Below are 24,732 nucleotides of genomic sequence, written 5' to 3'. Positions count from 1 at the left end.
TGCCGCGGGCTCCTGTGGGTGACCGGCGAGAGAGGGTTGGGTTGGGGGAATTTCTTTCTTCCCGAAGTTCTTAAAGCTTTCTGTGTCCGGGCTCCCCGCGTCCCGCTCGGCCGGAACGCGGTGCACCGGGTCGCGGCTGTCGCGACCCGGTGCGTGACCAGGCGTGTCGGGCGGAACGGGGCGTGCTCAGCCCTGCTGCGCGTACGCGATGAAGGCCGACCACGCGGCGGGGGCGACGTCGAGGTGGGGCCCCTGGACGTTCTTGGAGTCGCGGACGTGGACGGTGGCGGGGCAGGTCGCGACCTCGACGCACTCACCGCCCCCGCCGCTGCTGTGGCTCGACTTGCGCCAGTCGGCGGCCACCTCGATGCACTCGCCGCCCTCGCCACTGCTGTAACTGCTCTTGCGCCAGTTGTAGGCGACCTCGATGCAGTTGCTGCCGCCGCCGCCGCTGTAGCTGCTCTTGAACCAGTTCAGTTGCTCGGTGCTCATCGCTCTCCCAGCATCTTCTCGATCACGGCCAAGGACTCCCCCGGAGTGAGAGCCACCGACTGCATAATTCCATAGCGGACCGCCAGCGCTCGGACTTCTTCCGGCTCGGTGATCAGCTTCGGATACGTATGAATCTCCAGGTACGCGAGCTGCTGCTTCCCCTTGGGGGTGATCAGGGTGAACGGGCCGTCGATGCTGGGCTGTTCGGTGCGGTCGAGCGGCATCAGCTGGAGCTGCACCGTCCTGAGACGGCCGATGCGCAGGAGCGCCTGCAACTGCTCCCGATGCACGTCCCGGCCCCCGATGGGACGCATCAGCACGCTCTCGTCGAGGATGTAGTGGAATGTGGGTGAGGGCCACGGCTCGAAGATCTTCTGCCGGTCGAGCCGGTCGGCGATCCGCTTCTCAATGGTTGCTTCGCTGAGCAGCGGCCGCCATTGCGTGAAGAGTGCTCGGGCGTACGCCTCGGTCTGGAGCAGCCCGGGCACGGACTGGTTGCTGTAGTCGTAGATCTGCGACGCGGCGGCCTCCAGGTTCGCGTAACCGCGATACCACTCCGGATGCCGGGTCCGCGCCTTCGCCAGCGCCTCCCGTGTCTCGCCGGTTGCCGCCCGGAGCACCCCGCCCGCTTCGAGTACGTCGTCCGCCCGTTCGAGGAAGTCCGGTTGAGGCGTCCGTACGGCCCGTTCCATCGCCGAGATCAGGTCCTCCCCGCAGTGCGTCGCGAGACCCAGCTCTCTCTGGCTCATGCCCGCACGTTCGCGCAGGACCTTGATCTGTTTGCCCAGCGCCCTGAAGAGGTGCGCAGTTCCGTCCGATTCGGCCGGTCGCTCCGGCCTTTCTTCGCGTTCCGCGTTCGCCATGTGCCCCGCACCGTTCTCCGGTCACCCGGTCACAGCCGACGTTCCGTACGTACGACGGATCGTGCCCGTACGACTACTCGGCGTCGTGATGTCAGTCCTGGTCAGCGTACGAGAGACCGGACACGCTGAGTCACATGAACGCCGAAATCACCCTTGCGGGCACCGAGTTCGTCCAACGCTTCAGCGCCACCCGTCGCGGCGCGCGGCTCGCCCGCCGACTTGCCGTGCACCAGCTCGACGCGTGGGGGGTGCCGTACGGGAGCGGGCTCTCCGACGCCCTTGCGGTGGTCGTGTCGGAACTGGCGGCCAACGCGGTGGTCCACGGGCTCGTGCCGGGGCGGGACTTCGAACTGCGGCTCGTCGTGCTGGCGGGCACGCTCCGTGTCGAGGTGTCGGACGCGCGGGGTGAACGGGAGCCCGAGCCACGGCCCTTCCGGCCCGGTGCGGAATCGGGGTTCGGCCTGCACCTGGTCGGGGCGCTGGCGACGTCGTGGGGCGTGAAGGACCGGGTGGTCGGCAAGACGGTGTGGGCGGAGCTGGCCATGAAATCCGAAACCCCGTGACTCCGGGACCCCGTGAACGCGTACGTACGCGCGAATATGCGCTTGAGGGACGGAGGTTGTGAGGCCGATGGTGGCCGCATGCATGACGTGCACGAGGTGAACCTCTCGGACGGGGTCGTGACCCTGTCCCCTCCGCGCCCGGACGACGTCGACGCGCACCTGGCGGGCGAGGACGAACTCCAGATCCGCTGGCTCAGCGAGAAACCGGCGACCCGGGACGGCATCGAGGCGTACTTCCGCCACTGCGCCGAACAGTGGTCCACGCGCGGGCCGTTGCGCGCGTTCGGGATCCGGTCGGCGGACCGGTCGACCCTGATGGGCTACATCGACCTGCGGTTCGACGTGGCGGGCCTGGCACCGGGCCAGGCCAACATCTCCTACACGCTCTACCCGGACTGGCGGGGCCAGGGCCTGGCGACCCGCGCCGTCCGCCTGATCTGCCGGTACGCCGCGTCCGAGGGAGTGGCCCAGGCGGTGATCCGGGTGGACCCGGAGAACCCCGCCTCGGCGGCGGTCGCGCGGCGCTCGGGCTTCGTCCACGACAAGCGGATCGTGGAGGAGGACGGCCACCTGACCGACTGGTACCTCCTCGACCTGCCGGACGTTCGCTGATCAGGAGTCGGGAGTCGCCGCCCTGCGTCGGGTCTCCGCGAGATGGCTGTCGATGTACCGGGCGAGGATCAGTGCGTCCGCAGGCTCGTCGGCCTGGAACCTGATACGGCGCAGCAGGCTGACTTCATCGAGGGTGATGCCTTCGCGGGCGAGGACGAAGACGAGGGCGAGGAAGGCGGACCTGGCGTTGCCGTCGTCGAAGGGGTGGAAGAAACAGACGTCGAGGTAGGCGCGGGCGGCGCGGGCCGTGAGGGGAACGGGCCCCTGCGCGGCGTCCTTCGCGCTCTCGGCCAGGCAGGCATCGAGGCGGGCCCGGGTGTCCGGGCCGATGCCGTAGCGTTCCCGGCCCGCCTTGGCGAAGGCGGGCAGATCGCGGAACGGGGGCAGTTGCGGTGTGCCCAGGACGTGTTGCTGCCAGCGCTGGAGCAGTTCGAAGTCGAGGGAGGCTCCACGTGCCGCTTCGGCCCGCAGCAGTTCCAGGGCAGTGAGCAGGCCCTCGGCCCGGTCGGGGGAGAGGGCGCCGTCGAAGGCGCGGATGTCCTCCGCGGCGCCGTCGCGCGCCGGGACCACCGGTCCTTCCTCGCTGGAGTCCGGCGCCTCCTGCCACGGCACGGTGCCGCGCACCGCGAGCCAGCGTTCGAGGTGGTCCGGCGGGGGCCCGGCGGGCCGTACGCCGTCGGCGGGCCGGAGCGACAGCGCGAGCCGTTCCGCGACATCGTCGACCAGCACCGTGTCGGGGCCGGTCCAGCTCTCGAACCGCCCGCCGATCGCCTGGCCGACCAGCTCTTCCGCGAGGTCGGGCGCGACGTCCCAGCAGCTGAGGAACCAGGTGAGCACCTGTTGGCAGTGGCCGTACCAGCCGCTGCCGCAACCCGTGCGGTCGGTCACCTGGAGGATCAGGTTCCGGGCTGCGCGTTCCCACAGGATCCGCTGGTCGTCCACGTCGGCAAGGGCCAGCGGGTACGCCTCGAACCAGCCGGCGAGGCTCTCCAGCCAGGCGCGCCACTCGCACAGGGCCGCCGTGACACGGGTGAGCGTTTCCTCCGGGGTGGTGATCGAGTGGTTCGGGCAGCACCAGCTTCCGACGGGGCCACCGTCGAAGTCGCCTTCGTCGTGCGCCCAGCGCCAGCCCGCGATCCAGCTGCCGTAGTGCTCGACGAGGGCATGCGTCATGGCATCCGCCCAGGACTTGCCCTTGTTCCAGCCCCAGTCGCGCATCGCCGGAGTTCCGGCGGGAACGTCCGGGCGCTCGGGCGTCCGGCGGGCGGGCCCGAGGGACCGCACCACCTGTGGCGCTGCCGCACTGTCGAAGGGATGGCGGGCGGGGTCCACCTCGTCCCAGGTCAGGGAGAAGGGAGCCAGATCGACAATCACCGTGCGAGCCTGCGCTCCGCCCGGCCACGGCGCAAACGGATTATTGGGGCGGCGGAGGGATGGGGGGCGTGGAGGGGCACTTCCCGGGGCGAGCGGCTCGAAGGGTTCTGGATCACACCGGGTCTTCTGGCGCTGATCGAGACACAACGAGTGGGTCGGACGCCCCCGGACACTGACCCAATTGCCGACCTGCCCGGCACGGGTGAAGACGCATCAGCCCCTCCTCACGAGACGGTGAACGGTTCTAGGCTGATGGCTCTGTCGAGTGATGTGGGGGAACGCCATGCTGCTTGAGGGATTCATCGCTGCGGCTGCCGCAGGTGCCGGCGCCATCATCCAGGCTGCGGGAACGGACGCGTGGAACGGGATCCGCGGCACGGTGGCCCGGCTGATCGGCCGGGGGGAGACGGGGCGCGAGCAGGCGGAGCTGGAACGTCTGGACCGGACTCGGGCCGTCCTGGAGGCCGCGCAGGACGGGGAGGAGGGCGAGCGGGTACGGATCGCGCAGGTCGCGGCCTGGCAGACCCGTCTCGAAACCCTTCTGGAAGGACTGCCCGAGGTCGAGCAGGCGCAGGTCGTCGCCGAGCTGGAAGCGCTGGTCGCGCAGGCCGCTGCCGCTCGGACAACCGACACGGTGCACAACGACTTCCGGGGTGCGACCTTCACCCACAGTCAGGTGCAGGGCAGCGGGACCATGACGGTGACGAACAACTTCGACAAGTAGGACAGCGCGTGGGGGCCAAGAACAACGCGAAAGGCAAGGGCAAGAAGGGCGGAAAGGGAGGCGGTAAGGCCCGGGCCGGCAAGGGCCGGGTCGGGGGCGGGGTCGGCAACGACTACCGGGGCGCCGACTTCCAGCACAGTCAGGTCCAAGGCAGCGGCACCATGCAGATGTTCGTGCAGCAGTACGCACCGGTGCCGACCGCCACGGACTCGCTGCCTCGGCTCCGGGCGGATTTCACCGGCCGCGATGACGACGTCGATTTCCTGCTCGGCGTGCTCGATCCCGGGCGCACGGACGGCCTGCCGGCCCACGCGGTGCTGTCCGGATGGGGCGGGGTGGGCAAGACCACCCTCGTTCACGCCGCCGGGCATGCCGCGTTCGAGCGGGGGTGGTTCACGGGGGTGCTGATGGTCAACCTCCGTGGCTACGACCCCCACCCCTCCCAGGCCGAGGACGCGCTCGAAGCACTGCTGCGCTCGCTCGGAGTACGGCCCGAGCACGTTCCGCCCCCCGGCGCGGAACGCGAAGCCCTGTACCGTTCGCAGCTCGCAGCGCGCGAGCGGGCCGGGGAGCGGCTGCTCGTGATCGCCGACAACGCCTCCAGGGCCGATCAGGTCCGCCCTCTCCTGCCCCCGGGGCACCACGGGCTGCTGACCACCTCCCGCCGGTCGCTCCCGGGCCTCGGCCGTATGCGTACCGTCCATCTGCTGCAGCCCGAGGACGCCGTCGCTCTGCTGCGGGCGGCGCTCCGGCACCACAACCCCGACGATCGCCGGGTCGACGAGGAGCCGGAGGCGGCGCAGCAGGTGGCGGTGGCCTGCGGGTGTTTGCCGTTGGCGCTGCAGATCACTGCCGGGCTGCTCGCCGGTGACCCGGACCAGCCACTGGTCGAGCGCGCTGAACGGCTCACGCGCGCCGGGCGGCTGGAGGGGATCGACGACGGGGAACAGAGCCTGCGCGCCACCTTCGACCAGTCCTTCGAGAGCCTGCCCCTCCAACAGGCCGAACTGTTCCGGCTCCTGTCCCTCAACCCGGGCCCCGACATCTCCACCGCTGCGGTCGCTCTCCTGGCCGAACAGCCCGAAGCGGCTGTTGAGAAGCTGTTGGGGCACCTGGCAGCCGCCCACCTGATCGACCGTGGCCCCGTCCGGGGCCGGTGGCAGATGCACGACCTGCTCCGTGAGTACGCCCATGGAAAGGCCACTGCTCAATGCGAACGCTCGCGTCCTTCCCGGCGCCGCTACGACCAGGCCCGCACCCGTCTCACCAGCTATTACGCGCGTACCGCTGAAGCTGCCGACACACACCTCGAGGCCGGTCGCGCAGCCGTTGCCCCGCTGTTCCCGGGCCGGGAGCAGGCACTGGCATGGCTGGATGCCGAGCGGGAGAATCTGATTGCCACCGTCCACTCCGAAGGCACCACGCAGACTGCCATCAAGCTTGGTTTCAGCCTCGGCCGGTACCTGGAGAGCCGTCGCCGCCTGCAGGACCTGGTCACGATCTACTCCCTCGTACTGGATGTCTGCAGGGCGCGGGGCGACACCCTCAACGAAGCCGCTGCCTGGCGCAACCTCGGCTTCGCCCTGTACGAAGTGCGGCGTTTCGACGAGGCCATCGACGCCCACCGAAAAGCCCTTGCCCTGTTTCAGCAGCATGCCGACACCCACCACGAGGCCAGTGCCTGGGACACCCTCGGAGCCGCCCTGTACGAAGTGCGGCGTTTCGACGAGGCCATCGAGGCCCACCGAAGAGCTCTTGCCCTGTACCGGAAACACGCCGACACCCTCAACGAGGCCGGTGCCTGGAGCAACCTCGGAAATTCCCTGCGCGAAGTGCGGCGTTTCGATGAGGCCATTGACGCCCACCAAAAAGCTCTCGTTCTGTTTCAGCAGCATGCCGATACCCACCACGAGGCCAGTGCCTGGAGCAACCTCGGAGCCGTCCTGTATGAAGTGCGGCGTTTTGACGAGGCCATCGAGGCTCACCGAAAAGCTCTCGTTCTGTTTCAGCAGCATGCCGATACCCACCACGAGGCCAGCGCCTGGAGCAACCTCGGACTTGCCCTGTGCGGAGTGCGGCGTTTCGATGAGGCCATTGACGCTCACCGAAAAGCTCTCGTTCTGTTTCAGCAGCATGCCGATACCCACCGCGAAGCCAGGGCCTGGAACAACCTCGGAACCGCCCTGCGTGAAGTGCGGCGTTTCGACGAGGCCATCGACGCCGGGGAGCGGGCTGCGGCGATGCTGGCCGAGGAGGACGACTGGTTCCGTACGGGCGAAGCGTGGGGAGAGCTGGCCACCACGCTGGAAGCCGCAGGTGCGGACCCCGTGCGCGTCGAGGAGGCGTGGGAACGTTCTGTCGCCGCCTACACCCGGGCCGGTGCCACTGAAGAAGCGGAATCCTCGCGCGGCCACGTGAACGGCCCGCCGCCGCAGCAGTCCGCCGGGGAGGGCCCGGCCGAGAGCACCTGACGAAGCAAGGGACCGACGGCCCGCCCTGCCGGTGGATCTCGGCGGACGGGCCTCGGGCTCCGGCTCCTGATGGTCCGGGGCCCGAGGCCCGTCCGGCAGGTATCAGCACTCAGCGCTCAGCGCTCAGCGCTCAGCGCTCAGTGCTCAGTGCTCAGCGCTTGAGCGTGAAGGCGAAGTCCCCGGAGAGTTTGCCGCTCAGCCGGGCCGCCGAGACGAGCTTCCCCTCCGCGATCAGCCTCTCGACCTCGGCCCGGGGGAGGCCGCACCCCTCGGCGATCAGCCGTACCGGCCGGACGGGAATCCGCGCCGCGAAGCGCACCGAGACGTCGGTCGCCCCATCGTCGGTCGCTCCGTCGTCCGGGCGAACCGGTCCGTCGGTCTCCAGGCGCCAGGCTCCCGCCCAGTCGAGCGCGATGCGATTGCGGCGCAGAACGGCCGGGTCCTGGAGCAACTCCGCTGTCAGGCCGAGGTCGTTGGCGTGCAGCCGGTCCAGCAGGTCGGGTCGTACGGAGCGGACGTTGACCCGTTCCCGGACCGTGAGCTTCGCGGTCTCCCCGCAGGAGGTGCAGAGCACGAGGAGCCAGACGTCGATGAGCTTGTGGTTGGCGTTGACGCGGAACTTGCCGCTCGCCCGGAAGAGTTCGGCCGCGCAGGTGTGGCAACGGCGGAGGACGAGGGGCAGGCGTGTGGGTATGACAACCCAGTTGTTGAGCACAGAAATACACCGGTTCCAGTGAGAAATCCGCAGCAAGAAGCAGCGCGACACAGGGACATGCACCTGCATGCGTGACGCGCGACCCATCAGCACTCGGGAGGTCTCACAGGGTGTACAACGGTGTGCCCTTCGACGGACGACTCGGACCGGCAGCACGGTAACGGTCCCCAACGACGTTGCTCCACAGCTTTTTTGAGGTGCGGGCGGGCGGGAGGCATCGGCGGGAAGAGTCGGCAAGTAGCCTGGCCGTCTTCGGAGCGGTGAGGGGGCAGCGTGAACCATCAACGGATGTGGGACGAGCCGACGGGCCGCCGGGCGGGGGTTCCGTCCCCGGCCGGGGCACCTGTTCGGCTGGGCGTTCTCGCCCCCTTGTCCCGGCCCGGCTGGGTCGAGGCGGGCCGGCAGCTGCTCGCGGGGATCGAGCTGGCCGTCCGCGAGGTCAACGACGCGGGCGGGATCGGCGGCCGGCCGCTGGAGCCGGTGGTCCGGGACACCGCGGCCGACCCCGGGCGGGCCGCGGCGGCCGTGGACGAACTGGCCGCGCTGGGCGTGGTCGCCGTGGCGGGCGAGTACCACAGCGTCGTCGCCCGCGCCGCCGCCGCACGGGCCGACGCCCTCGGCGTACCGTTCCTCTGCTCGTCCGCGGTGCTCGACGCGCTCACCGAGGGGCCGACGGACCGGGTCGCGCGCCTGGCCCCGGCCCAGTCCCACGGCTGGCGGATCTACGGGGACTTCCTCCTCGGCGCGGGCCGGAGCCGGATCGCCGTGGCGGCCCAGCCGAGCGTCTACTGGGCGTCCGGGGCCCGCATCCTGCGGGACCACCTCGCCCCGCACGGCGGAAGTGTCGTCGAGCTCGACGCCGATGCGCTCACCCCGGGGGCCCTGTGCGAGGCGCTCGTCGACTCCGGTGCGACGGCGCTCCTCCTGCTGGTCGGCCATCCGGAACCGGCGGCGCCGATCGTCCGGGCCGTCCGGGCCGACCGGCGGCTCGCGGAGATCCTGATCGGCGCCCCGGCCGGGCAGCCGGAGTTCGCCGGATGGGTCGCGGAACTGGGCGGGGACGGTGCGGGGGTGCCGTTCTTGCGCTACCTGCCCGAGCGGCTCGGGCCGCTCGGCGAACGCGTCGGGAAGGAGCTGCGCGAGCGGCTGGGTGCCCCGCCCTCCTTCGTCGCCTTCGAGGGCTGGGACACGGTCGCCGTCCTCGCCGAGGTGCTGCGCTCGCACGGTACGGACCGGGCGGCCGTCGCCGGGGCGTGGCCGCGCGTGGTGGTCGAGGGCACCCGCGGGCCGATCCGGTTCTCCCGCACGCCGGGCATCGGCGTTCTGCAGTGGGCCTGGGCACCGGTCCAGGTCGTCGACCGGGACCCGGCGGACCCCGACCGCTTCCGGGTCCTCCACACCGGCTGAGACCGGGTTCCCGCGTCGGCCGGGTCGTCGGTCAGGCCCTGACCTCAGGCCCTGATCCCGGCGGCGACCGGGCGGTGGTCGCTGCCGGTGGAGGGGAGGGTCCAGGCGTCGGTGGGGGTGACGCCCCGGGTGAGGATGTGGTCGATGCGGGTGAGGGGGAAGACCGCGGGCCAGCTGAACCCGAAGCCGCTGCCGCCGCTGCCCTCGACCGACGCCAGCCGGGAGGTCAGCGGTTCGAGCCTGCGGTCGGTGGTGGCGCCGTTGAGGTCGCCCAGCAGCAGCACCTTCTTCTGCCGCTCGTCGTCGATGGCCCGGACGAGGGCGCCGAGGGTCTCGTCGCGCCGGCCGGTGGCGAAGCCGGACGTGCCGACGCGGACCGAGGGCAGGTGGACCACGTAGACGGCGAGGGGGCCCTTCGGCCCCTGGACCAGGGCGCGCAGGGAGCGGCTCCAGCCGGGATCGATGGTGATGCGCCGGGACTCGGTGATGGGGTAGCGGCTCCACAGGGCGACGGTGCCGATGTGCACGGAGTGGGGGAGCCGTCGGTCCAGCGACTTGCGGTAGGCGGGCAGGGCCTGGTCGGTGATCTCCTCCAGGGCCACCAGGTCGGGGTCGGCGGCCAGCAGCGTACGGACGGTCGCGGCGGGGTCGGGGTTGTCGGCTTTGACGTTGTGGGTGATCACGGTCAGGTTCGGCCCGCCCGTACCGTTCCCGCCGCTTCCACCGAGGAACAGGGGCGCGAACAGGGCGACCCACACGGCGCCGAGCACGAGCGCGGCGATGACGGCCGGGACGGACCTGCGGATCAGGGCGGCCAGGAGCAGCGCCGGTACGGTCAGGCCGATCCAGGGCAGCACGGTTTCGAGCAGGCTGCCCAGGTTGCCCGGCTCGTTGGGCACCAGCGAGTGGCCGACCAGCATGAGACCCGTGACCACCGCGACGACGCCCAGGATGTGGTCCCCGAGCCGTTTCGGGAGGTACCGGGCGGGACCGGCGGGCGAGGACATGGCGGTACCCGGTCCGGGGAGTTCCGGCGGCGTTCCGGGGAGTTCCGGCAGCGGTCCGGTGGGGCTCGACGGCTCGGTGGGGCCGGGGGTGCTGGGGGTGACGGGCTCGGGGGCGATGAGCTCGGAGATGACGGGCTCGGAGGGGTCGGAGAAACCGCCTCCGATGTACACGTCCGGGTAGGGGTCCTCGCGCAGATCGGCCATGGCATGTCCTTCGGAAGGGAGCGGCACCGGCTCGTGGACCGGCTCACGGGGTGGCTCGCACGCCGACTCGCACGCCGGCTCACACGTCGACTCACGGGCTGAACGCATCGCCGGTCAGCCGGCCGCGTCGGTCAGGGGCTGGGGGCAGGTGCCGCCCGGGGTGGTGAGCAGCTCGAAGTGCCACATCTCGTTGCTGTAGACCTGGCACAGGCCGTAGTCGGAGCCGTTGCGGATGAGCCAGTCGTCGGCGTCGGTGGGGCCGATGTCGACCGCCTTCCCGGACACGTGGGTCGACTTCTCCGGGGGCTTCACGAACTGCCTCGCCTTTTCGACGCTCCCGTACTTCTCGATGCCCTCGTCCAGCAGACGCTGCTGGTGCTCCATGGAACGCCAGCCGGAGGTGACCTGGAATTCGATGTTGTCGTCGCGTGCGTCCCGGGCCGCTTCCTGCACGGCCTTCAGCAGGCGCTTGTCCAGGCGGCTGATGGCCGGGTGGTGGGTGTCGAAGGGGGTGAGCGCGCGGCCGTCCGAACGGCCGCTGCTGCTGTCGGTGCCGGTGCCGGTGCCATCGGTGCTCTCCGGGGCGGTGTCCGAGGACGCTCCGCCGTCGTCCGGCCCGTGGTCCGCCGTCGTGGCCGCCCGCGCGGCCGGTTCGCTCCGGGTGGGCGTGCCCCAGATCGCCGTCAGCACCAGCACCAGCACGGCGGCCGCGCCGGCCCCGGCCGCGGTCCGGCCGGGGGAGCGGCGCGCGGCAGTGGTGAAGCGGTTCGCGGCCGGGGCGCGGCGGTTCGCGGCGGGGTCGTCGTGCATGGTCTCCTCCGGACATCTGGGCGGGGCGGCGGGTGCCGCCGACCGATGCCCCGAGTGAACGCCGGGCCGTGTTGTCGGGCCGTTTCGATTTCCCGATACGTTTTCGATAACCCCGTACCGCTTGGATGTCCCCGTACCGTTTCCGCAAGGAACGTACGAACGGTCCGGTGACCTGCCGGGCGAGGCACGGAGCAGGAGAGACCGGATGCGGGTGCTGATTGTCGAGGACGAGCTGTACCTCGCCGAGGCGGTGCAGGCGGGGCTGCGGCTCGAAGCCATCGCCTCCGACATCGCCGGGGACGGGGACACCGCCCTGGAACGCCTCGACGTGAACGAGTACGACGTCGTCGTGCTCGACCGCGACATCCCCGGCACGCACGGCGACGACGTGTGCCGGATCATCGTGGAGCGGCGCCTCGGCTGCCGGGTGCTCATGCTGACCGCGGCGGGGATGCTCAACGAGAAGGTCGCCGGGTTCGAGCTGGGCGCCGACGACTACCTGACGAAGCCCTTCGACCTGAAGGAACTCGTCGTACGGCTCCGCTCGCTGGCCCGTCGGCCCAAGGACAGCACGCCTCCCGTCCTCGAGTACGCCGGAATCCGGCTGGACCCGTTCCGGCGCGAGGTCTTCCGCGACGGGAAGTACGTGGCGCTCACCAGGAAGCAGTTCGCCGTCCTGGAGGTCCTCATGACCGCGCGGGGCGGGGTCGTCAGCGCGGAGACGCTGCTGGAGCGGGCCTGGGACGAGAACGCCGACCCGTTCACCAACGCGGTCCGCATCACCATGTCCACGCTCCGCAAACGGCTCGGCGAACCGTCGCCCATCCACACCGTGCCCGGCGTCGGATACCGCCTCGGCGAGCAGGCCGGACAGCAGGGGACCGTTGGGCAGCGCGGGACGGCAGCCGGGCAGCACGGGACGACGGGACGCGAGCGATGAGGAGCGGGACCGTGGCCCACCAGGACAGCGGCACAGGTACGGCCGGCGGCGGCACCGGGACAGGTGGCGGCGCCGGAGCGGCCGCCGGGGGCCCGGCGCCGTCCAAGCGGCCACGGCGGCTGACCGCCCGGATGAAGCTCACCCTCACCTACGCCCTGTTCGTCTTCGTCGCCGGGGCGTTCAGCCTGGTCGTGGTCTACCTGGCGTTGCGCTTCGTGCCCAACTACCCGCTGGGCGACGTGAATCCGCAGGCCGCCGCCGTCGCCACCCGCCCGGACATCCTCCAGGCCCTGGTCAAGGCGTCCGGTGTTGTTCTGCTGTTCCTCGCGCTGCTCGGGCTCGGCGCGGGCTGGCTCATCGCGGGCCGCGTCCTGCGCCCGCTCCAGGACATCACCCGGGCGGCCCGCCGGGCCGCCGACGGCTCCCTGGACCACCGCATCGGACTCACCGGCCCGCGCGACGAGTTCACCGAACTCTCCGACACCTTCGACGACATGCTCGCCCGCCTCCAGCGGTCCTTCGAGGCCCAGCAGCGGTTCGCCGCCAACGCCTCGCACGAACTGCGCACGCCCCTCGCCGTCAGCCGCACCATGCTCGACGTGGCCGTCGCCGACCCCGACGGCCAGGACTACCGGCGCCTCGTCTCCCGGCTCCGCGAGACCAACCAGCGCGGCATCGACATCACCGACGCCCTGCTCCAGCTCTCCGCCCTCGACCACACCCCGCCCGCCACGGAGGAAGGGCTCGACCTCGCCGACACCGCACGGGGCGCCGTCGAGACCGTCCGCGAGGAGGCCGAAACGCGGGGCGTCACCCTCTCCGCCGGCATCCACCCGGCCCCGGTCACCGGCAACGGCGTACTGCTGCGCCAGCTCGTCCTGAACCTGCTCCACAACGCCGTACGGCACAACCTGCCCACGGGCGGATCGCTCGCCCTGACCGTCGGCCCCGACCCGGTGCGCCCCGGCCGCGCCCTCCTGACCGTCACCAACACCGGACCGCTGCTGCCCGACACCGTCGACCACCTCACCGAGCCGTTCCTGCGCGGCGGCGGGCGCCTGGCCGAGAAGGACCCCACCCGCCGCGGCCACGGCCTCGGCCTGACGATCGTCTCCAGCATCGTCCGCGCGCACCACGGGGAACTGACCCTGACCCCCAATTCCGGCGGAGGGCTCACCGTCCGGGTGTCGCTGCCCGGCCCCGGACAGGACGGCGCACGCCCGTCGCGATGAACGCGGGACGGACGACTTGACCTCAAGCGCGCTTGGGGAAGGAGCCTTCCGTCATGGACATCGAAGAGATGCGGCGACAGCTGCGAGCCCTGACCGACCGTGCCGAGATCACCGACCTGCTGGACCGTTACCTGCGTTCCCTGGACGCGGGGGTCTTCGACGAGGAGTGGGCGCGTGCGTTCCACACCGAGTACGTCACCGCGGAGATGCCCCTCGGCACCGTGCACGGCCGCGACGCCCTGCTGTCCCGCGTCCGGCGGGGAATGGCGCTGTTCGACCGGACCGTGCACCTGGGCACCAACGCCGTCATCGAGATCGACGGCGACCGGGCCACCGCCCGCGGCGCCCAGCTGAGCACCCACGTCCTGGCGGACGGCCCGGGCGAACTCTTCGTCTCCGCCGGCCACACCGACAACGAACTGGTCCGCACGGCCGACGGCTGGCGGATCTCCGCCTCGGCCCTGCGGGTGGTGTGGACCCGCGGCACCCCTCCCCGCCTGCCGGAAGATTTCGCCCTCGCCGCCCCGGCGGCTCCCGCGGCCTGACCGGGGCGGTGACGTCCGCTCCCGGGCGGACGCCGGGGCCGGTCCGGGAAGCGGGCCGGAGCCGTCCCCGAGCCGTCCCCGAGCGGGGCGGGAGGCAGCTGCCCTGGTCCGGGGCGTGGGGGGCGCTCGTATGCTCGAGCCCATGAAGGATCCTCAGCACGGACGTCCGACCACCAATGCCATGCGGCGTGCCCTCAAGCGGGCCCGCGACGGTGTTGCCCTCGATGTGACCGAGGCCGCCGTCCTGCTCCAGGCGCGGGGCGACGACCTGACGGACCTCGCGGCCTCGGCCGCCCGGGTGCGCGACGCCGGGCTGGAGGCCGCGGGGCGGCCGGGGGTGATCACGTACTCCCGCAAGGTCTTCATCCCGCTGACCCGGCTCTGCCGTGACAAGTGTCACTACTGCACCTTCGTCACCGTCCCCGGCAAGCTCCGGCGCGCGGGCCACGGGATGTTCCTGTCGCCCGACGAGGTGCTGGCCATCGCCCGCGAGGGCGCGGCCATGGGATGCAAGGAAGCCCTGTTCACGCTCGGCGACCGGCCGGAGGACCGCTGGCCCGAGGCGCGGGAGTGGCTGGAGGCCGAGGGGTACGACGACACCCTGGCGTACGTGCGCGCCATGGCGATCCGGGTCCTGGAGGAGACCGGGCTGCTGCCGCACCTGAACCCCGGGGTGATGGGCTGGACCGACCTCCAGCGCCTCAAGCCCGTCGCCCCGTCCATGGGCATGATGCTGGAGACGACCGCGACCCGGCTGTGGTCCGAGCCCGGCGGCCCGCACCACGGCTCCCCCGACAAGGAACCGGCCGTACGCCTGCGGGTCCTGGAGGACGCCGGACGTTCCAACGTGCCGTTCACCACCGGCATCCTGATCGGCATCGGCGAGTCGTACGAGGAGCGCGCCGACTCCCTCTTCGAGCTGCGCCGGACCGCCCGCGCCTACCACGGCATCCAGGAAGTCATCGTCCAGAACTTCCGGGCCAAGCCCGACACCGCGATGCGCGGCATGCCGGACGCCGAGCTGGAGGAGCTGGCCGCCGCCATCGCCGTCGCCCGGCACGTGCTCGGCCCGTCCGCCCGCATCCAGGCCCCGCCGAACCTCGTCGACGCCGAGTACGCGCTGATCGTCGGCGCGGGCATCGACGACTGGGGCGGGGTGTCACCGCTCACCCCGGACCACGTCAACCCCGAGCGCCCCTGGCCGCACATCGACGAACTCGCCGCGCGGACCGCCGAGGCGGGCTTCACGCTCCGCGAACGGCTCACCATCTACCCGGAGTTCATCAAGCGCGGCGAGCCCTGGCTCGACCCCCGGCTGCTGCCGCACGTGCGGGCGCTCGCCGACCCGGGGACCGGGCTCGCCCGCGAGGGCGCGATCCCCACCGGGCTGCCCTGGCAGGAGCCCGACGAGGAGTTCGGCGCCACCGGCCGCACCGACCTGCACCGCACCATCGACACCGAGGGCCGCACCGGCGACCGCCGCGAGGACTTCGACGAGGTGTACGGGGACTGGGACGCGCTGCGCGAGTCCGCCGCCCCCGGCATGGTCCCGTCCAGGATCGACGCGGACGTGAGGGCCGCGCTCGGGCAGGCCGCCGACGACCCGACGAAGCTCACCGACGAGCAGGCGCTCGTCCTGTTCCACGCGGAGGGCGAGGCGCTCGACGAGCTGTGCCGGATCGCGGACACCCTGCGCCGCGACGTGGTCGGCGACGACGTCACGTACATCGTCACCAGGAACATCAACTTCACCAACGTCTGCTACACCGGCTGCCGCTTCTGCGCCTTCGCCCAGCGGCGCACCGACGCCGACGCGTACAGCCTCTCCCTGGACCAGGTCGCCGACCGGGCCGCGCAGGCGTGGGACGTCGGCGCGGTCGAGGTGTGCATGCAGGGCGGCATCCACCCGGACCTGCCCGGCACCGCGTACTTCGACATCGCGCGGGCGGTGAAGGAACGCGTGCCCGGCATGCACGTGCACGCCTTCTCGCCCATGGAGGTCGTCAACGGCGCCACCCGCACCGGGCTGTCCATCCGCGACTGGCTGACCGCGGCGAAGGAGGCCGGGCTCGACTCGATCCCCGGCACGGCGGCCGAGATCCTGGACGACGAGGTCCGCTGGGTCCTCACCAAGGGCAAGCTGCCGACGGCGACCTGGCTGGAGGTCATCAGGACCGCCCACGAGGTGGGCCTGCGCTCCTCGTCCACGATGATGTACGGGCACGTCGACCAGCCCCGGCACTGGCTCGGCCACCTGCGGACCCTGGCCCGGCTCCAGCAGGAGACCGGCGGCTTCACGGAGTTCGTCACGCTCCCGTTCATCCACACCAACGCCCCGATCTACCTGGCGGGCATCGCCCGCCCCGGCCCGACCGACCGGGACAACCGGGCCGTCACCGCCATGGCCCGGCTGCTGCTCCACCCGCACATCACCAACATCCAGACCAGCTGGGTCAAGCTCGGTACGCAGGGCGCGGCCGAGATGCTGCGCTCGGGCGCCAACGACCTGGGCGGCACGCTGATGGAGGAGACCATCTCCCGCATGGCCGGGTCGAGTTACGGCTCGTACCGGTCGGTCCGGGACCTCGTCGCCATCGCCGACCTGGCCGGCCGCCCGGCGAAGCCGCGCACGACGCTGTACGGGGAGGTCCCGCAGGAACGGCAGCGGGCGGCGGAGGCGTCCGACGGGCACCTCCCGGAGCTGCTGCCGCTGCTGCCGGACTGAGCCGCGCCCCGGGGTCCGGCCCGAGAGCCCGGGGTCCGGGCGGAACCGCCGTGGGCCGGGCGGGGTCTTTTTGATTCGGGTCAACTCGGGTCGACTCAAGTTGACTTGAGTCGACCCGAGTTGACCCGAGTTGATTCAAGTCGACCCGAGTTGACCCGAGTGGACTGCTGTGCACGCCTCGCGAGTACCTCGTGAAGAACCTGTCGGCAAATACCCGAAATGGTGATTGCGCCGTCCTTCTTTCTGAAATTAACGTAGTCATCACTCTGTTTCCCCCAGTCATCCGGAAATGATCGGGTGATGCCCGTCGCCGCGCCACGGTGCATGGCGTCGGGAAAGATTTCCGTGACCGGTGTCGACGCCCTCGCGGTCCGGCTCGAACAGCACGGTGTACCCGCTGTCCGGGGCGTCAGCCGGCCCGGGGCGGACCCGGCCGCTTCTCCGGCCGGGATCCGGGCGGCAACCACCTGGAATTCCTCCTCCTCCAGCCCACGACCTGGTCCGAGACCCCGGACCGCCAGGAGGCGCCGTCATGCAGAGCCTGACCACGTTCAACTTCATTCTTCGGCTCGCCACCGGAGTCGGCTGCGGCGCCCTGATCGGCATGGAGCGTCAGTGGCGCTACCGCATCGCCGGACTGCGCACCAATGCCCTCGTCGCCGCCGGGGCGGCCCTCTTCGTCCTCTACAGCGAGGCCATCGACGACCCGAACAGCCCCACCAGGGTCGCCTCCTACGTGGTGTCCGGCATCGGCTTCATCGGCGGCGGCGTCATCCTCCGCGAAGGCGGAGACGTCCGTGGCCTCAACACCGCCGCCACCCTGTGGTGCTCGGCCGCAGCCGGTGTGCTCGCCGCTTCCGGGCGGCTCACCCTCGCCCTGCTCGGCGCGGGCGCGGTCGTCACCATCCACCTGATCCTGCGCCCCGCCAGTCGGCTCATCGACCGGACCCCGCAGAGCAACGCCGACACCGCCACGCGCGCCACCTTCCACGTCATCTGCGACCGCCGTGACGAGCCCCATGTCCGCGTCCTGCTCATCCAGTTGCTCAGCAGTACCACCCCCCGGCTGACCGGTCTGCACATCCGCCACGACAGGGAGGACATCACCGCCATGGAAGCCACGGTCTCCATCGACGGCGCCCCCGGCGAACCCATGGAACAGCTCGTCACCCGCCTGTCCCTGGAGCCGGGCGTCCGTGATCTGCACTGGCACCTCACCGACCACGACGACCAGGCCCGGGCCGACTGCGAGATCCTGGCCTGACACCGGCATTCCGCGGAGGAGCGGCGGGCGGGGCAATGTCCTCCTCCGGATCCCCGATCCGTCCGGGCGAGGAGAAGCCGCCCGGCGGCTGCATCCGGGGCCGGTTCGGTCCAGGTCGGGTCGGCCGGAGTCGGGCCGGCCGGGATCGGGGCAGCCGGGGCCGATTCGGTCAGGTCCGGGTCGGCCGGGGCCGGTTCACTCCGGTCCGGGGCCGTTCGCGGGCAGGAAGTCGCCCTCGTACGGGACTCCGGCGAGCGCGGCGTCGACCCGGTCCCGGATGTAGCCGCCGGTCATCGGGCAGTCGAGGGCCCGGTCGGTGCGGCAGCCGAGCATGTGGTCGAGGACCGCCACCGCGCGGTTCAGCTTCTCGATCCGCCGGAGCATCGCGTCCCGCTGCCCGGCGACGAGCGCGAGGCGGTCCGCGGCCTTCTCGCTGCCGACGACGGCCCCCGTCTCGGCGAGGGTCAGCATCCCGTCGTCGTGCCAGAGCTGGACGTAGGCGAGCCGGGCGAGGTCCTCGCGGCTGTAGTACCGGACGCGGCCCCGGCGCTCGCTGTGCCGGACGAGCCCGCGCTCCTCGTAGAACCGCAGGGTCGGGACGGTGAGCCCGAACGCGTCGGCGACCTCGCTGATCGAGTACAAGTCCTCCATCGGACACCTCCACCGCCCGGCCGCACTTGCGCTCAAGCTTACTTGAGCATGAACGCTGAAGGGGTCGTCCCTCCCTGGAAGGTCCCCGTGCCCGTGCCCGTTTCCCCGTCCGCCGTCCGGACCCCCGGTGCGCCCGGTCCGGCCCCGCGGCGCCTCTTCCGCGAACCGTCCGCCACCGCCTCGGCCGTGCTCCTCGTGACCGGCTTCGTCCTGCTGAGCCTGAACACCCGGGTGGCGTTCGGGCAGCTCGGCCCGCTCGCGCCCGTGGCCGGTTTCGGGACCGGGGCCGTCACCCTGCTCGGCCTGCTGCCGCCGCTCTGCATGGGGGCCTTCGCCCCGGTCGTCCCGCTGGTGCGGCGGCGGCTCGGCGAGGAGCGCGGCCTGTTCGCGGCGAGCGTCCTGCTGCTCGCCGGGGCGGTCGTGCGCATGCTGGGAATGCCCGGCCTCCTCGTCGGCACCGCCCTGGTCGGCGTGGCCACGGCCGTGGTGAACGTGCTGATACCCGTGTTCGTGCGCAGCCGGTTCGCCCCGCGCAGGGCCGGCGTCATGATGGGTGTCTACGCCCTGTCGATGGGGGCGGGTTCGGCGATCGTCGCGGCGCTGATGGTGCCGGTGTGGCGGGCCGCCGGGCACGCGTGGGAGCCCGCCATCGGCGTCGCCGTGATCCCCGCCGCCCTCGCGGCCCTCGGCATCGCCCCTCAACTGCGCTACGGGAAAAGGGATGTGAAGCCGGAACGGGTTCGGGTCCGGGTGCGCCTCCTCGGCGGCGACAAGGGCCTCGGCGGTGGCCGGGGGCTCGGCGGCGACAGGGGACTCGCGTGGAGCCTGATCGTCTTCTTCGGCCTGCAGACCCTGCTCTTCTACACCACCCTCGCCTGGCTGCCCGCGATCCTCGTGGCCTCCGGGGTCGCCGAGGGGACGGCCGGGACGATGCAGTCGCTGTTCATCGTCGGCGTCGCGGTCGGCGGCTTCCTCACCCCGGTGCTGGCCGCGGCCCGCACCGACCAGCGCCCCCACCTCCTCGTGGTGCTCCTGGTCTGCGCGTCCGGGTACGCGGGCCTGCTCGCCGCCCCCGCGGCCGCCCCCGCGCTCTGGTCGTTCGTGCTCGGCGCGGGCCTCGGCGGCGGCCAGGCGGTGTCCGGGGTCCTGTACGTGAAACGGGGCCGGGACCACGATCACGTCGCCGCGCTGTCCACGGCGGCGCAGACGGGCGGCTACCTGCTCGCCGCCGCCGGACCGGTCGCCGCGGCCGCGCTGCACACCGCCACGGGAGGCTGGACCGTACCCCTGCTCGTCCTCACGGGCGTGCTGCTGCCGAGCGCCGCGGCGAGCATGCGCGCGGGCCACGACCGGCCGGCACGGGACTGACCCGGCCCGCACGCCCCGGCCCGCCGTGCACCCGGTCCGCGACTGGGGCGGAAGCGGGCGCTGGCAGACTGGGGGCATGCCTCCGACCGGTCCGCGCCGCCTGTCCCTCCAGGAGATCGTCGACGGGCACCGACGTGCCGCCTTCGTCGGCCGGGAGGACGAACTCGCCCTGTTCCGCGCCAACTTCGAGGTGCCCCCGGAGGACCCGCGGCACCGCTTCGTGTTCCACGTCAGGGGGAACGCGGGGGTCGGCAAGACGTCCCTCGTACGCGAATGGGAGCGGGCCGCCAGGGAGTCGGGCGCGCTGACCGCGTGGGTCGACGACGCGGCCGAGTCGATACCCGAGGTACTGGCCGCGGTGGCCGCGCAGTTCGCCGGGCAGGGGCACCCGCTCAAGGCGCTGGACCGGCTGCTCACCACGTACCGGCGGCAGCTCCACGAGGCCGCCGCCGCCCCCGCCGACGGAGAACCCTCCCCGGGCGCCCTGGCCGCGTCGCAGGCCGGGCTGATGGTGGCCGGGACGATCCCCGTACTGGGGGCGCTGGCCGGGGGCCTCGACCCGGCGACGGTGGCGCGGGGCGCGGGCGGACTGCGCGCGGTGTTCGGCGGGCGGGCCCGGCAGGAGGAGGCGGGGCTCCTGGCGGAACCGGTACGGGTCCTCACGCCCGTGTTCGTCGCCGAGCTGGAGCGGGTCGCGGACACCGTCCCCTGGGTGACGCTGTTCCTGGACACCTACGAGCGCACCGCCCCGGTGCTCGACGGCTGGCTGACCGACCTGCTCACCCCGCACCGCTACGGGAACCTCCCCGCGAACCTCGTCCTCACCCTCGCCGGGCAGCGCCGCCTCGACCCCGTGCGCTGGTCCGGGCACGGCCGGCTGGCGGCGGACGTACCGCTGGCCCCGTTCACCGAACGGGAGTCGCGCCGACTCCTCACCGACAGAGGGGTCCTGGACGAGACCGTCGTACGGGAGGTGCTGCGGCTCTCCGGCGGGCTGCCGGTCCTGGTGTCCACGCTCGCCACGAACCCGGGCGCGTTCGAGGACGCGAACGCGACGGCCGTCGAGCGGTTCCTCGCGGCGGAGAGCGACCCCGGGCGGCGCGCGGCGGCCCTGGCCTGCGCCCTGCCCCGGCGGCTGGACGAGGACCTGGTCGCCGTGGCGGCGCCGGACGCCGGACCCGGACTCCACGACTGGCTGAACGAACTGCCGTTCGTGGCCGGGCGGTACACCGGCCGGGCCAGGTACCACGACGTGGTCCGCGCCCCGATGCTCCGGCTGGAGCGCACCGCCTCGCCCCGCCGCTGGGCCGAGGCGCACGAGCGCCTGGCCGGGGCCTTCGCCGCCCGCCGGGACCGGGCGGCCGAGGGCGTGGCCCCGGACCGGCTCTGGACCGAGGAGCCCTGGCGCGAGGCGGCCCTCGACGCGCTGTACCACCGGCTCTGCGCCCACCCGCGCTCCGCGCTCCCCGACGCGCTGCGCGCCGGGATCGACGCCTGCGGGCAGGACCCGGTGGCCGCCCGGCACTGGGCGCGCACCCTCGCGGAGGCGGGCGAGGACGCCGACAGCGCCGTACTGCGCGACTGGGGGCGGGACCTGCTGACCGCGCTGACCGACCACGGGCCGCGCGTCGCCGCCGCCCTCGGGCTGCTGCTGACCCGCGCCGAACTGACCGACACCGACCGGGCGACCGCCCTCGTGACGCGGGCCTGGGACCACTTCCGGGCCGGTGCGGCCGAAGCCGCGCTGTCCGACCACGGGCGGGCCGTTGCGGTGGACCCGCGCAACGCCCGGGCGTTCCAGGGGCGGGCCGTCGTGCTGCGGGCGCTCGGCCGGTACGAGGAGGCCCTGGCCGACCTGGACCGGGCCGAGGAGATCGCGCCCGACTGGGCCTGGGCGGTGCGGGAGCGGGGCGAGACCTACCGGCGGATGGGGCGGCTGGAGGAGGCCCTGGCCGTGCTGGACCGGGCGCACGCCATGGACCCGGCCGACGCCGTGCCGCTCGGCAGCCGGGGCCTGGTGCGGCACCGGCTCGGCCGGCACGAGGAGGCGCTCGACGACTTCGACCGGGCGATCGCCCTGCGGCCGGAGTACCACTGGGCGCTCGTCCGCCGCGCCCAGGTCCGCTCCGCCCTGGGCGACCCGGTGGGCGCCCTGGCCGACCTGGACCGGGCCGAGGAACTGGCCCCGGGGCGGGCCGGGACGGCGGGGGAGCGGGGCGAGGTGTACCGGGCGGCGGGGCGCCACGAGGAGGCCGTCGCCGAGTACGGCCGGGCGCTCGCCCTGGACCCGGCCTACGCCTGGGCCCTGGGCAGCCGGGCGCTGGCGTACGAACAACTGGGCCGCACCGCCGACGCCCTGGCCGACCTGGACCGGGCGCTGGAGATCGACCCGCAGTACGCGTGGGCGCGGGAGCAGCGGGACCGGCTGACCGGTTGACCCACTGGCCGGCTGGCCGACTCGTCGAACGGTCGAACGCACGGTCCGTACGCCCTGGTCCGTACGCCCGGTCCGCGAGGCCCGACCCGTACGTCCCGGCGCCCCGGTCCGTACGCCCCCCCGCCCGCGTCCACCGGTCAAAAACGACCTGCGGGACGTCCGTCCACATACCCACGCGTACCCGTTTCCGGGCCCCCGACCCACCGTTCCCGTTCGATTACAGTGCTGCGAAGTCGCGGTCGGGCCGACGGGGAAGAGGGGCGCGGTGACCACAGGAACCACGGCTGTCTGGGGCCGTGCCGAGCAGCAGGACTTCCGCAGCCGGGTGCGCGGCGCGCTGCTGTGCGGGGCCGTCGGCGACGCGCTCGGGGCCGGGGTCCACGACCTCGCGCTGGAGGAGATCCGGGAGACCCACGGCGCCGAGGCCGTCACCGATCTCGTGCCCGTGCACGGCGCGCGGGGCACCGTCACCGCCATCACCCAGCTCACCCTGTTCACCGTCGACGGCCTCATCCGGGCCCAGGTCCGCCGCGACATCGGGGCCTGGCACCCGCCCACCGATGTCCACCGCGCCCATCTGCGCTGGGCGGCCACGCAGCACGACTGGGGGCCCGACGAGCGCCGCACGGAGGACGGCTGGCTCGCCCGGCAGGAGTGGCTGTACGCCCGCCGGAGCCCCACCCGGGAATGCCTCACCGGCTTCGGCGACCCCACCATGGGCACGCTCGACCAGCCCAAGAACCCCACCGCCCGGGGCTCGGCGGCCCTCACCCGGTCCGCGCCGTTCGGGCTGCTCGTCGGCTGGGAGCCCGAACTCGTCCTCCAGCTCGCCGTCGAGTGCGCCGCCCAGACCCACGGCCACCCCGTCGCCCTGCTCTCCGCGGGGGCCTTCGCCGTCATGGTGCACGCGCTGACCCGGGGCGAGACCCTGGACGGCGCCGTCCAGCACGTGCTGGCCCTGCTCGCCGGGAAACCCGGCCACGAACCGGTCTCCGAGGCGCTGAAGCAGGCCCTCGGCACCGTGCGCCAGGGCATTCCGGGCCCGGCCCTGATCGAGTCGCTGGGCGACACGGACTCGGCCGAGGAGGTGCTCGCCGTCGCCGTGTACTGCGCGCTGGTCAGCGAGGACGTACGGCACGGGCTGCGGCTGGCGGTCAACCACGGCGGGCCGTCCGCCGCCACCGGGGCCCTGTGCGGGGCGCTCCTCGGCGCGCTGCACGGCGAGACCGCGCTGCCGCCCGCCTGGCTCGTCGAACTGGAGGGACGGGCCACCCTGCTGGAGCTCGCCGACGACTTCGCCATGGAGATGACCCAGGGCCCGGCCCTGCACGGCCCCTCCGCCGCCGCCCCCGGCTGGCTGGCCCGCTACCCGCGTGGCTGAAGCCCGTAGCCCGTAGCCTGTAGCCCGTACGGGAGACGGGGGCGGGGCGAGGACCCCGGCCGGGGCTATCGCATCACTTCACCGGCGTTGACCAGCAGGGACTGCCCGGTGATCGCCCGCGCCCGGTCCGATGCCAGGAACACGGCGGCCTCCGCCACATCGCCGTCCGTGGCCGGTTCGGGCAGTGCCATGCGCTCGGTGAGCCCGCTCAGCACCTCGGCCTCGCTCACTCCCTCGGCCCGCGCCGTGGACCGTACGTACGCCTGCACCGGCGGGCCCCACATCCATCCCGGCAGCACCGTGTTGACCCGGATGCGGTGCGGGCCGAACTCCCGCGCCATGGAGTACATCGCCGAGGTGAGCGCCCCCTTCGACGCCGCGTACGCCGCCTGCCGCACCCGGGACGGCGCGGCCACCGAGGACTGCGTACCGATGATCACCACCGAGCCGCCCCGCTCCTTGAGACCGGGCAGACAGGCGCGGGTCATCCGCAGCGTGCCGAGCAGGTTGACGTCGAGCACCGGCCGCCAGGTGTCGAGGTCGGCGTCCTCGACCCCGCCGAAATGGCTGTCCAGGGCGGCGACGTGGACCACCGCGTCGAGCCGCCCGAACCGTTCCAGCGCCAGCGCGGCGAGCGCCCCGCACTGCGCCTCGTCCGTGATGTCGGTGGCCAGATGGGCGGTGTGCCGGCCCCCGGGGTCGATCCGCGCCGCCGAGCCGGCGAGATGCGCGGCGGTACGCGCCCCGAGCACCGCGTCCCCGCCCTCCCGCACGACCGCCGCAGCGACCCGGTGCCCGAGCCCGGGCCCCACCCCGGACACGACGACGGTCTTCCCCGCGAGCGACATCGGCGGCCTCCGGACGGCGTCGGTCCTGCACCCTGGCAGTACGGCGTGGTTCTGCACCCTGGCAGTTTTTCTGACGGTGCGTCAGAGTAGGGCGTCGCC

General features: G+C 72.6%; 21 protein-coding genes. 13 read left to right on the top strand and 8 right to left on the bottom strand.

What is annotated here, in order from left to right:
• Positions 1 to 186: 186 nt before the first annotated feature.
• Together OCT49_RS13780 and OCT49_RS13775 are read right to left on the bottom strand one after the other, a co-directional pair.
• Positions 187 to 492, bottom strand: a complete 306-nt coding sequence (locus tag OCT49_RS13780; protein WP_283852166.1) for a DUF397 domain-containing protein — start codon at positions 490 to 492, stop codon at positions 187 to 189.
• The gene (locus OCT49_RS13775) at positions 489 to 1,355 is read right to left on the bottom strand and encodes a helix-turn-helix domain-containing protein (protein WP_283852165.1); all 867 of its coding nucleotides are present in this window, start codon (positions 1,353 to 1,355) and stop codon (positions 489 to 491) included. The genes OCT49_RS13780 and OCT49_RS13775 overlap by 4 nt, the downstream gene beginning before the upstream one ends.
• 134 nt (positions 1,356 to 1,489) lie before the next feature.
• Between OCT49_RS13775 and OCT49_RS13770 the strand changes: the two genes are divergently transcribed.
• Together OCT49_RS13770 and OCT49_RS13765 are read left to right on the top strand one after the other, a co-directional pair.
• Positions 1,490 to 1,918 (top strand): ATP-binding protein, encoded by a 429-nt coding sequence (locus tag OCT49_RS13770; RefSeq protein WP_283852164.1) that lies wholly within the window; start codon positions 1,490 to 1,492, stop codon positions 1,916 to 1,918.
• Positions 1,919 to 1,996: 78 nt separating this feature from the next.
• Positions 1,997 to 2,530 carry a GNAT family N-acetyltransferase gene (locus OCT49_RS13765; protein WP_283852163.1) on the top strand — a complete coding sequence of 178 codons (534 nt, stop codon included), beginning with the start codon at positions 1,997 to 1,999 and terminating at the stop codon, positions 2,528 to 2,530.
• Here OCT49_RS13765 and OCT49_RS13760 read toward each other — a convergent pair whose 3' ends face one another.
• A complete protein-coding gene (locus tag OCT49_RS13760) occupies positions 2,531 to 3,904 on the bottom strand; it encodes a Fic family protein (RefSeq protein ID WP_283852162.1) in 1,374 nt (457 codons plus the stop codon). It abuts the gene before it with no gap.
• Between the two features lie 283 nt (positions 3,905 to 4,187).
• Here OCT49_RS13760 and OCT49_RS13755 point away from each other — a divergent pair, with 283 nt between their 5' ends.
• On the top strand, positions 4,188 to 4,628 hold the full coding sequence (locus OCT49_RS13755) for a hypothetical protein (protein WP_283852161.1): 441 nt from the start codon (positions 4,188 to 4,190) through the stop codon (positions 4,626 to 4,628).
• Positions 4,629 to 4,636: 8 nt separating this feature from the next.
• Complete coding sequence (locus OCT49_RS13750) at positions 4,637 to 7,099, top strand: tetratricopeptide repeat protein (RefSeq protein WP_283852160.1); 2,463 nt, start codon at positions 4,637 to 4,639, stop codon at positions 7,097 to 7,099.
• Between the two features lie 151 nt (positions 7,100 to 7,250).
• Here the strand turns inward: OCT49_RS13750 and OCT49_RS13745 are convergent, their stop codons facing one another.
• Positions 7,251 to 7,814, bottom strand: a complete 564-nt coding sequence (locus tag OCT49_RS13745) for a DUF1062 domain-containing protein (RefSeq protein WP_283852159.1) — start codon at positions 7,812 to 7,814, stop codon at positions 7,251 to 7,253.
• A gap of 288 nt (positions 7,815 to 8,102) precedes the next feature.
• On the opposite strand from OCT49_RS13745, the gene OCT49_RS13740 reads away from it, so the two are divergent.
• Positions 8,103 to 9,221 (top strand): ABC transporter substrate-binding protein, encoded by a 1,119-nt coding sequence (locus OCT49_RS13740; protein WP_283855793.1) that lies wholly within the window; start codon positions 8,103 to 8,105, stop codon positions 9,219 to 9,221.
• A 44-nt stretch (positions 9,222 to 9,265) separates the two neighbouring features.
• Here the strand turns inward: OCT49_RS13740 and OCT49_RS13735 are convergent, their stop codons facing one another.
• Positions 9,266 to 10,432 carry an endonuclease/exonuclease/phosphatase family protein gene (locus OCT49_RS13735; RefSeq protein ID WP_283852158.1) on the bottom strand — a complete coding sequence of 389 codons (1,167 nt, stop codon included), beginning with the start codon at positions 10,430 to 10,432 and terminating at the stop codon, positions 9,266 to 9,268.
• 114 nt (positions 10,433 to 10,546) lie between these two features.
• On the bottom strand, positions 10,547 to 11,242 hold the full coding sequence (locus tag OCT49_RS13730) for a M15 family metallopeptidase (RefSeq protein ID WP_283852157.1): 696 nt from the start codon (positions 11,240 to 11,242) through the stop codon (positions 10,547 to 10,549).
• Between the two features lie 205 nt (positions 11,243 to 11,447).
• Between OCT49_RS13730 and OCT49_RS13725 the strand changes: the two genes are divergently transcribed.
• From OCT49_RS13725 to OCT49_RS13705, 5 genes are all read left to right on the top strand, one after another.
• Complete coding sequence (locus tag OCT49_RS13725) at positions 11,448 to 12,182, top strand: response regulator transcription factor (RefSeq protein WP_283852156.1); 735 nt, start codon at positions 11,448 to 11,450, stop codon at positions 12,180 to 12,182.
• 11 nt (positions 12,183 to 12,193) lie between these two features.
• Positions 12,194 to 13,414 (top strand): sensor histidine kinase, encoded by a 1,221-nt coding sequence (locus OCT49_RS13720; RefSeq protein WP_283852155.1) that lies wholly within the window; start codon positions 12,194 to 12,196, stop codon positions 13,412 to 13,414.
• Between the two features lie 53 nt (positions 13,415 to 13,467).
• Complete coding sequence (locus OCT49_RS13715; protein ID WP_283852154.1) at positions 13,468 to 13,959, top strand: nuclear transport factor 2 family protein; 492 nt, start codon at positions 13,468 to 13,470, stop codon at positions 13,957 to 13,959.
• Positions 13,960 to 14,101: 142 nt separating this feature from the next.
• On the top strand, positions 14,102 to 16,684 hold the full coding sequence (locus OCT49_RS13710; protein ID WP_283852153.1) for a bifunctional FO biosynthesis protein CofGH: 2,583 nt from the start codon (positions 14,102 to 14,104) through the stop codon (positions 16,682 to 16,684).
• Positions 16,685 to 17,216: 532 nt separating this feature from the next.
• On the top strand, positions 17,217 to 17,948 hold the full coding sequence (locus OCT49_RS13705; protein WP_283852152.1) for an MgtC/SapB family protein: 732 nt from the start codon (positions 17,217 to 17,219) through the stop codon (positions 17,946 to 17,948).
• Positions 17,949 to 18,143: 195 nt separating this feature from the next.
• On the opposite strand, the gene OCT49_RS13700 is transcribed toward OCT49_RS13705, so the two are convergent.
• Positions 18,144 to 18,599 carry a helix-turn-helix domain-containing protein gene (locus OCT49_RS13700; RefSeq protein ID WP_283852151.1) on the bottom strand — a complete coding sequence of 152 codons (456 nt, stop codon included), beginning with the start codon at positions 18,597 to 18,599 and terminating at the stop codon, positions 18,144 to 18,146.
• 48 nt (positions 18,600 to 18,647) lie between these two features.
• Between OCT49_RS13700 and OCT49_RS13695 the strand changes: the two genes are divergently transcribed.
• From OCT49_RS13695 to OCT49_RS13685, 3 genes are all read left to right on the top strand, one after another.
• Positions 18,648 to 19,967 carry an MFS transporter gene (locus OCT49_RS13695; protein ID WP_283852150.1) on the top strand — a complete coding sequence of 440 codons (1,320 nt, stop codon included), beginning with the start codon at positions 18,648 to 18,650 and terminating at the stop codon, positions 19,965 to 19,967.
• Between the two features lie 76 nt (positions 19,968 to 20,043).
• Positions 20,044 to 22,404, top strand: a complete 2,361-nt coding sequence (locus tag OCT49_RS13690) for a tetratricopeptide repeat protein (RefSeq protein WP_283852149.1) — start codon at positions 20,044 to 20,046, stop codon at positions 22,402 to 22,404.
• Between the two features lie 265 nt (positions 22,405 to 22,669).
• On the top strand, positions 22,670 to 23,785 hold the full coding sequence (locus OCT49_RS13685; RefSeq protein WP_283852148.1) for an ADP-ribosylglycohydrolase family protein: 1,116 nt from the start codon (positions 22,670 to 22,672) through the stop codon (positions 23,783 to 23,785).
• Between the two features lie 65 nt (positions 23,786 to 23,850).
• Here the strand turns inward: OCT49_RS13685 and OCT49_RS13680 are convergent, their stop codons facing one another.
• A complete protein-coding gene (locus OCT49_RS13680; protein WP_283852147.1) occupies positions 23,851 to 24,633 on the bottom strand; it encodes an SDR family oxidoreductase in 783 nt (260 codons plus the stop codon).
• Positions 24,634 to 24,732 lie beyond the last annotated feature (99 nt).

The sequence above is a fragment of the Streptomyces sp. ML-6 genome, assembly GCF_030116705.1.
Classification (GTDB): domain Bacteria; phylum Actinomycetota; class Actinomycetes; order Streptomycetales; family Streptomycetaceae; genus Streptomyces.
This window is presented reverse-complemented; position numbering and strand designations above follow the sequence as displayed.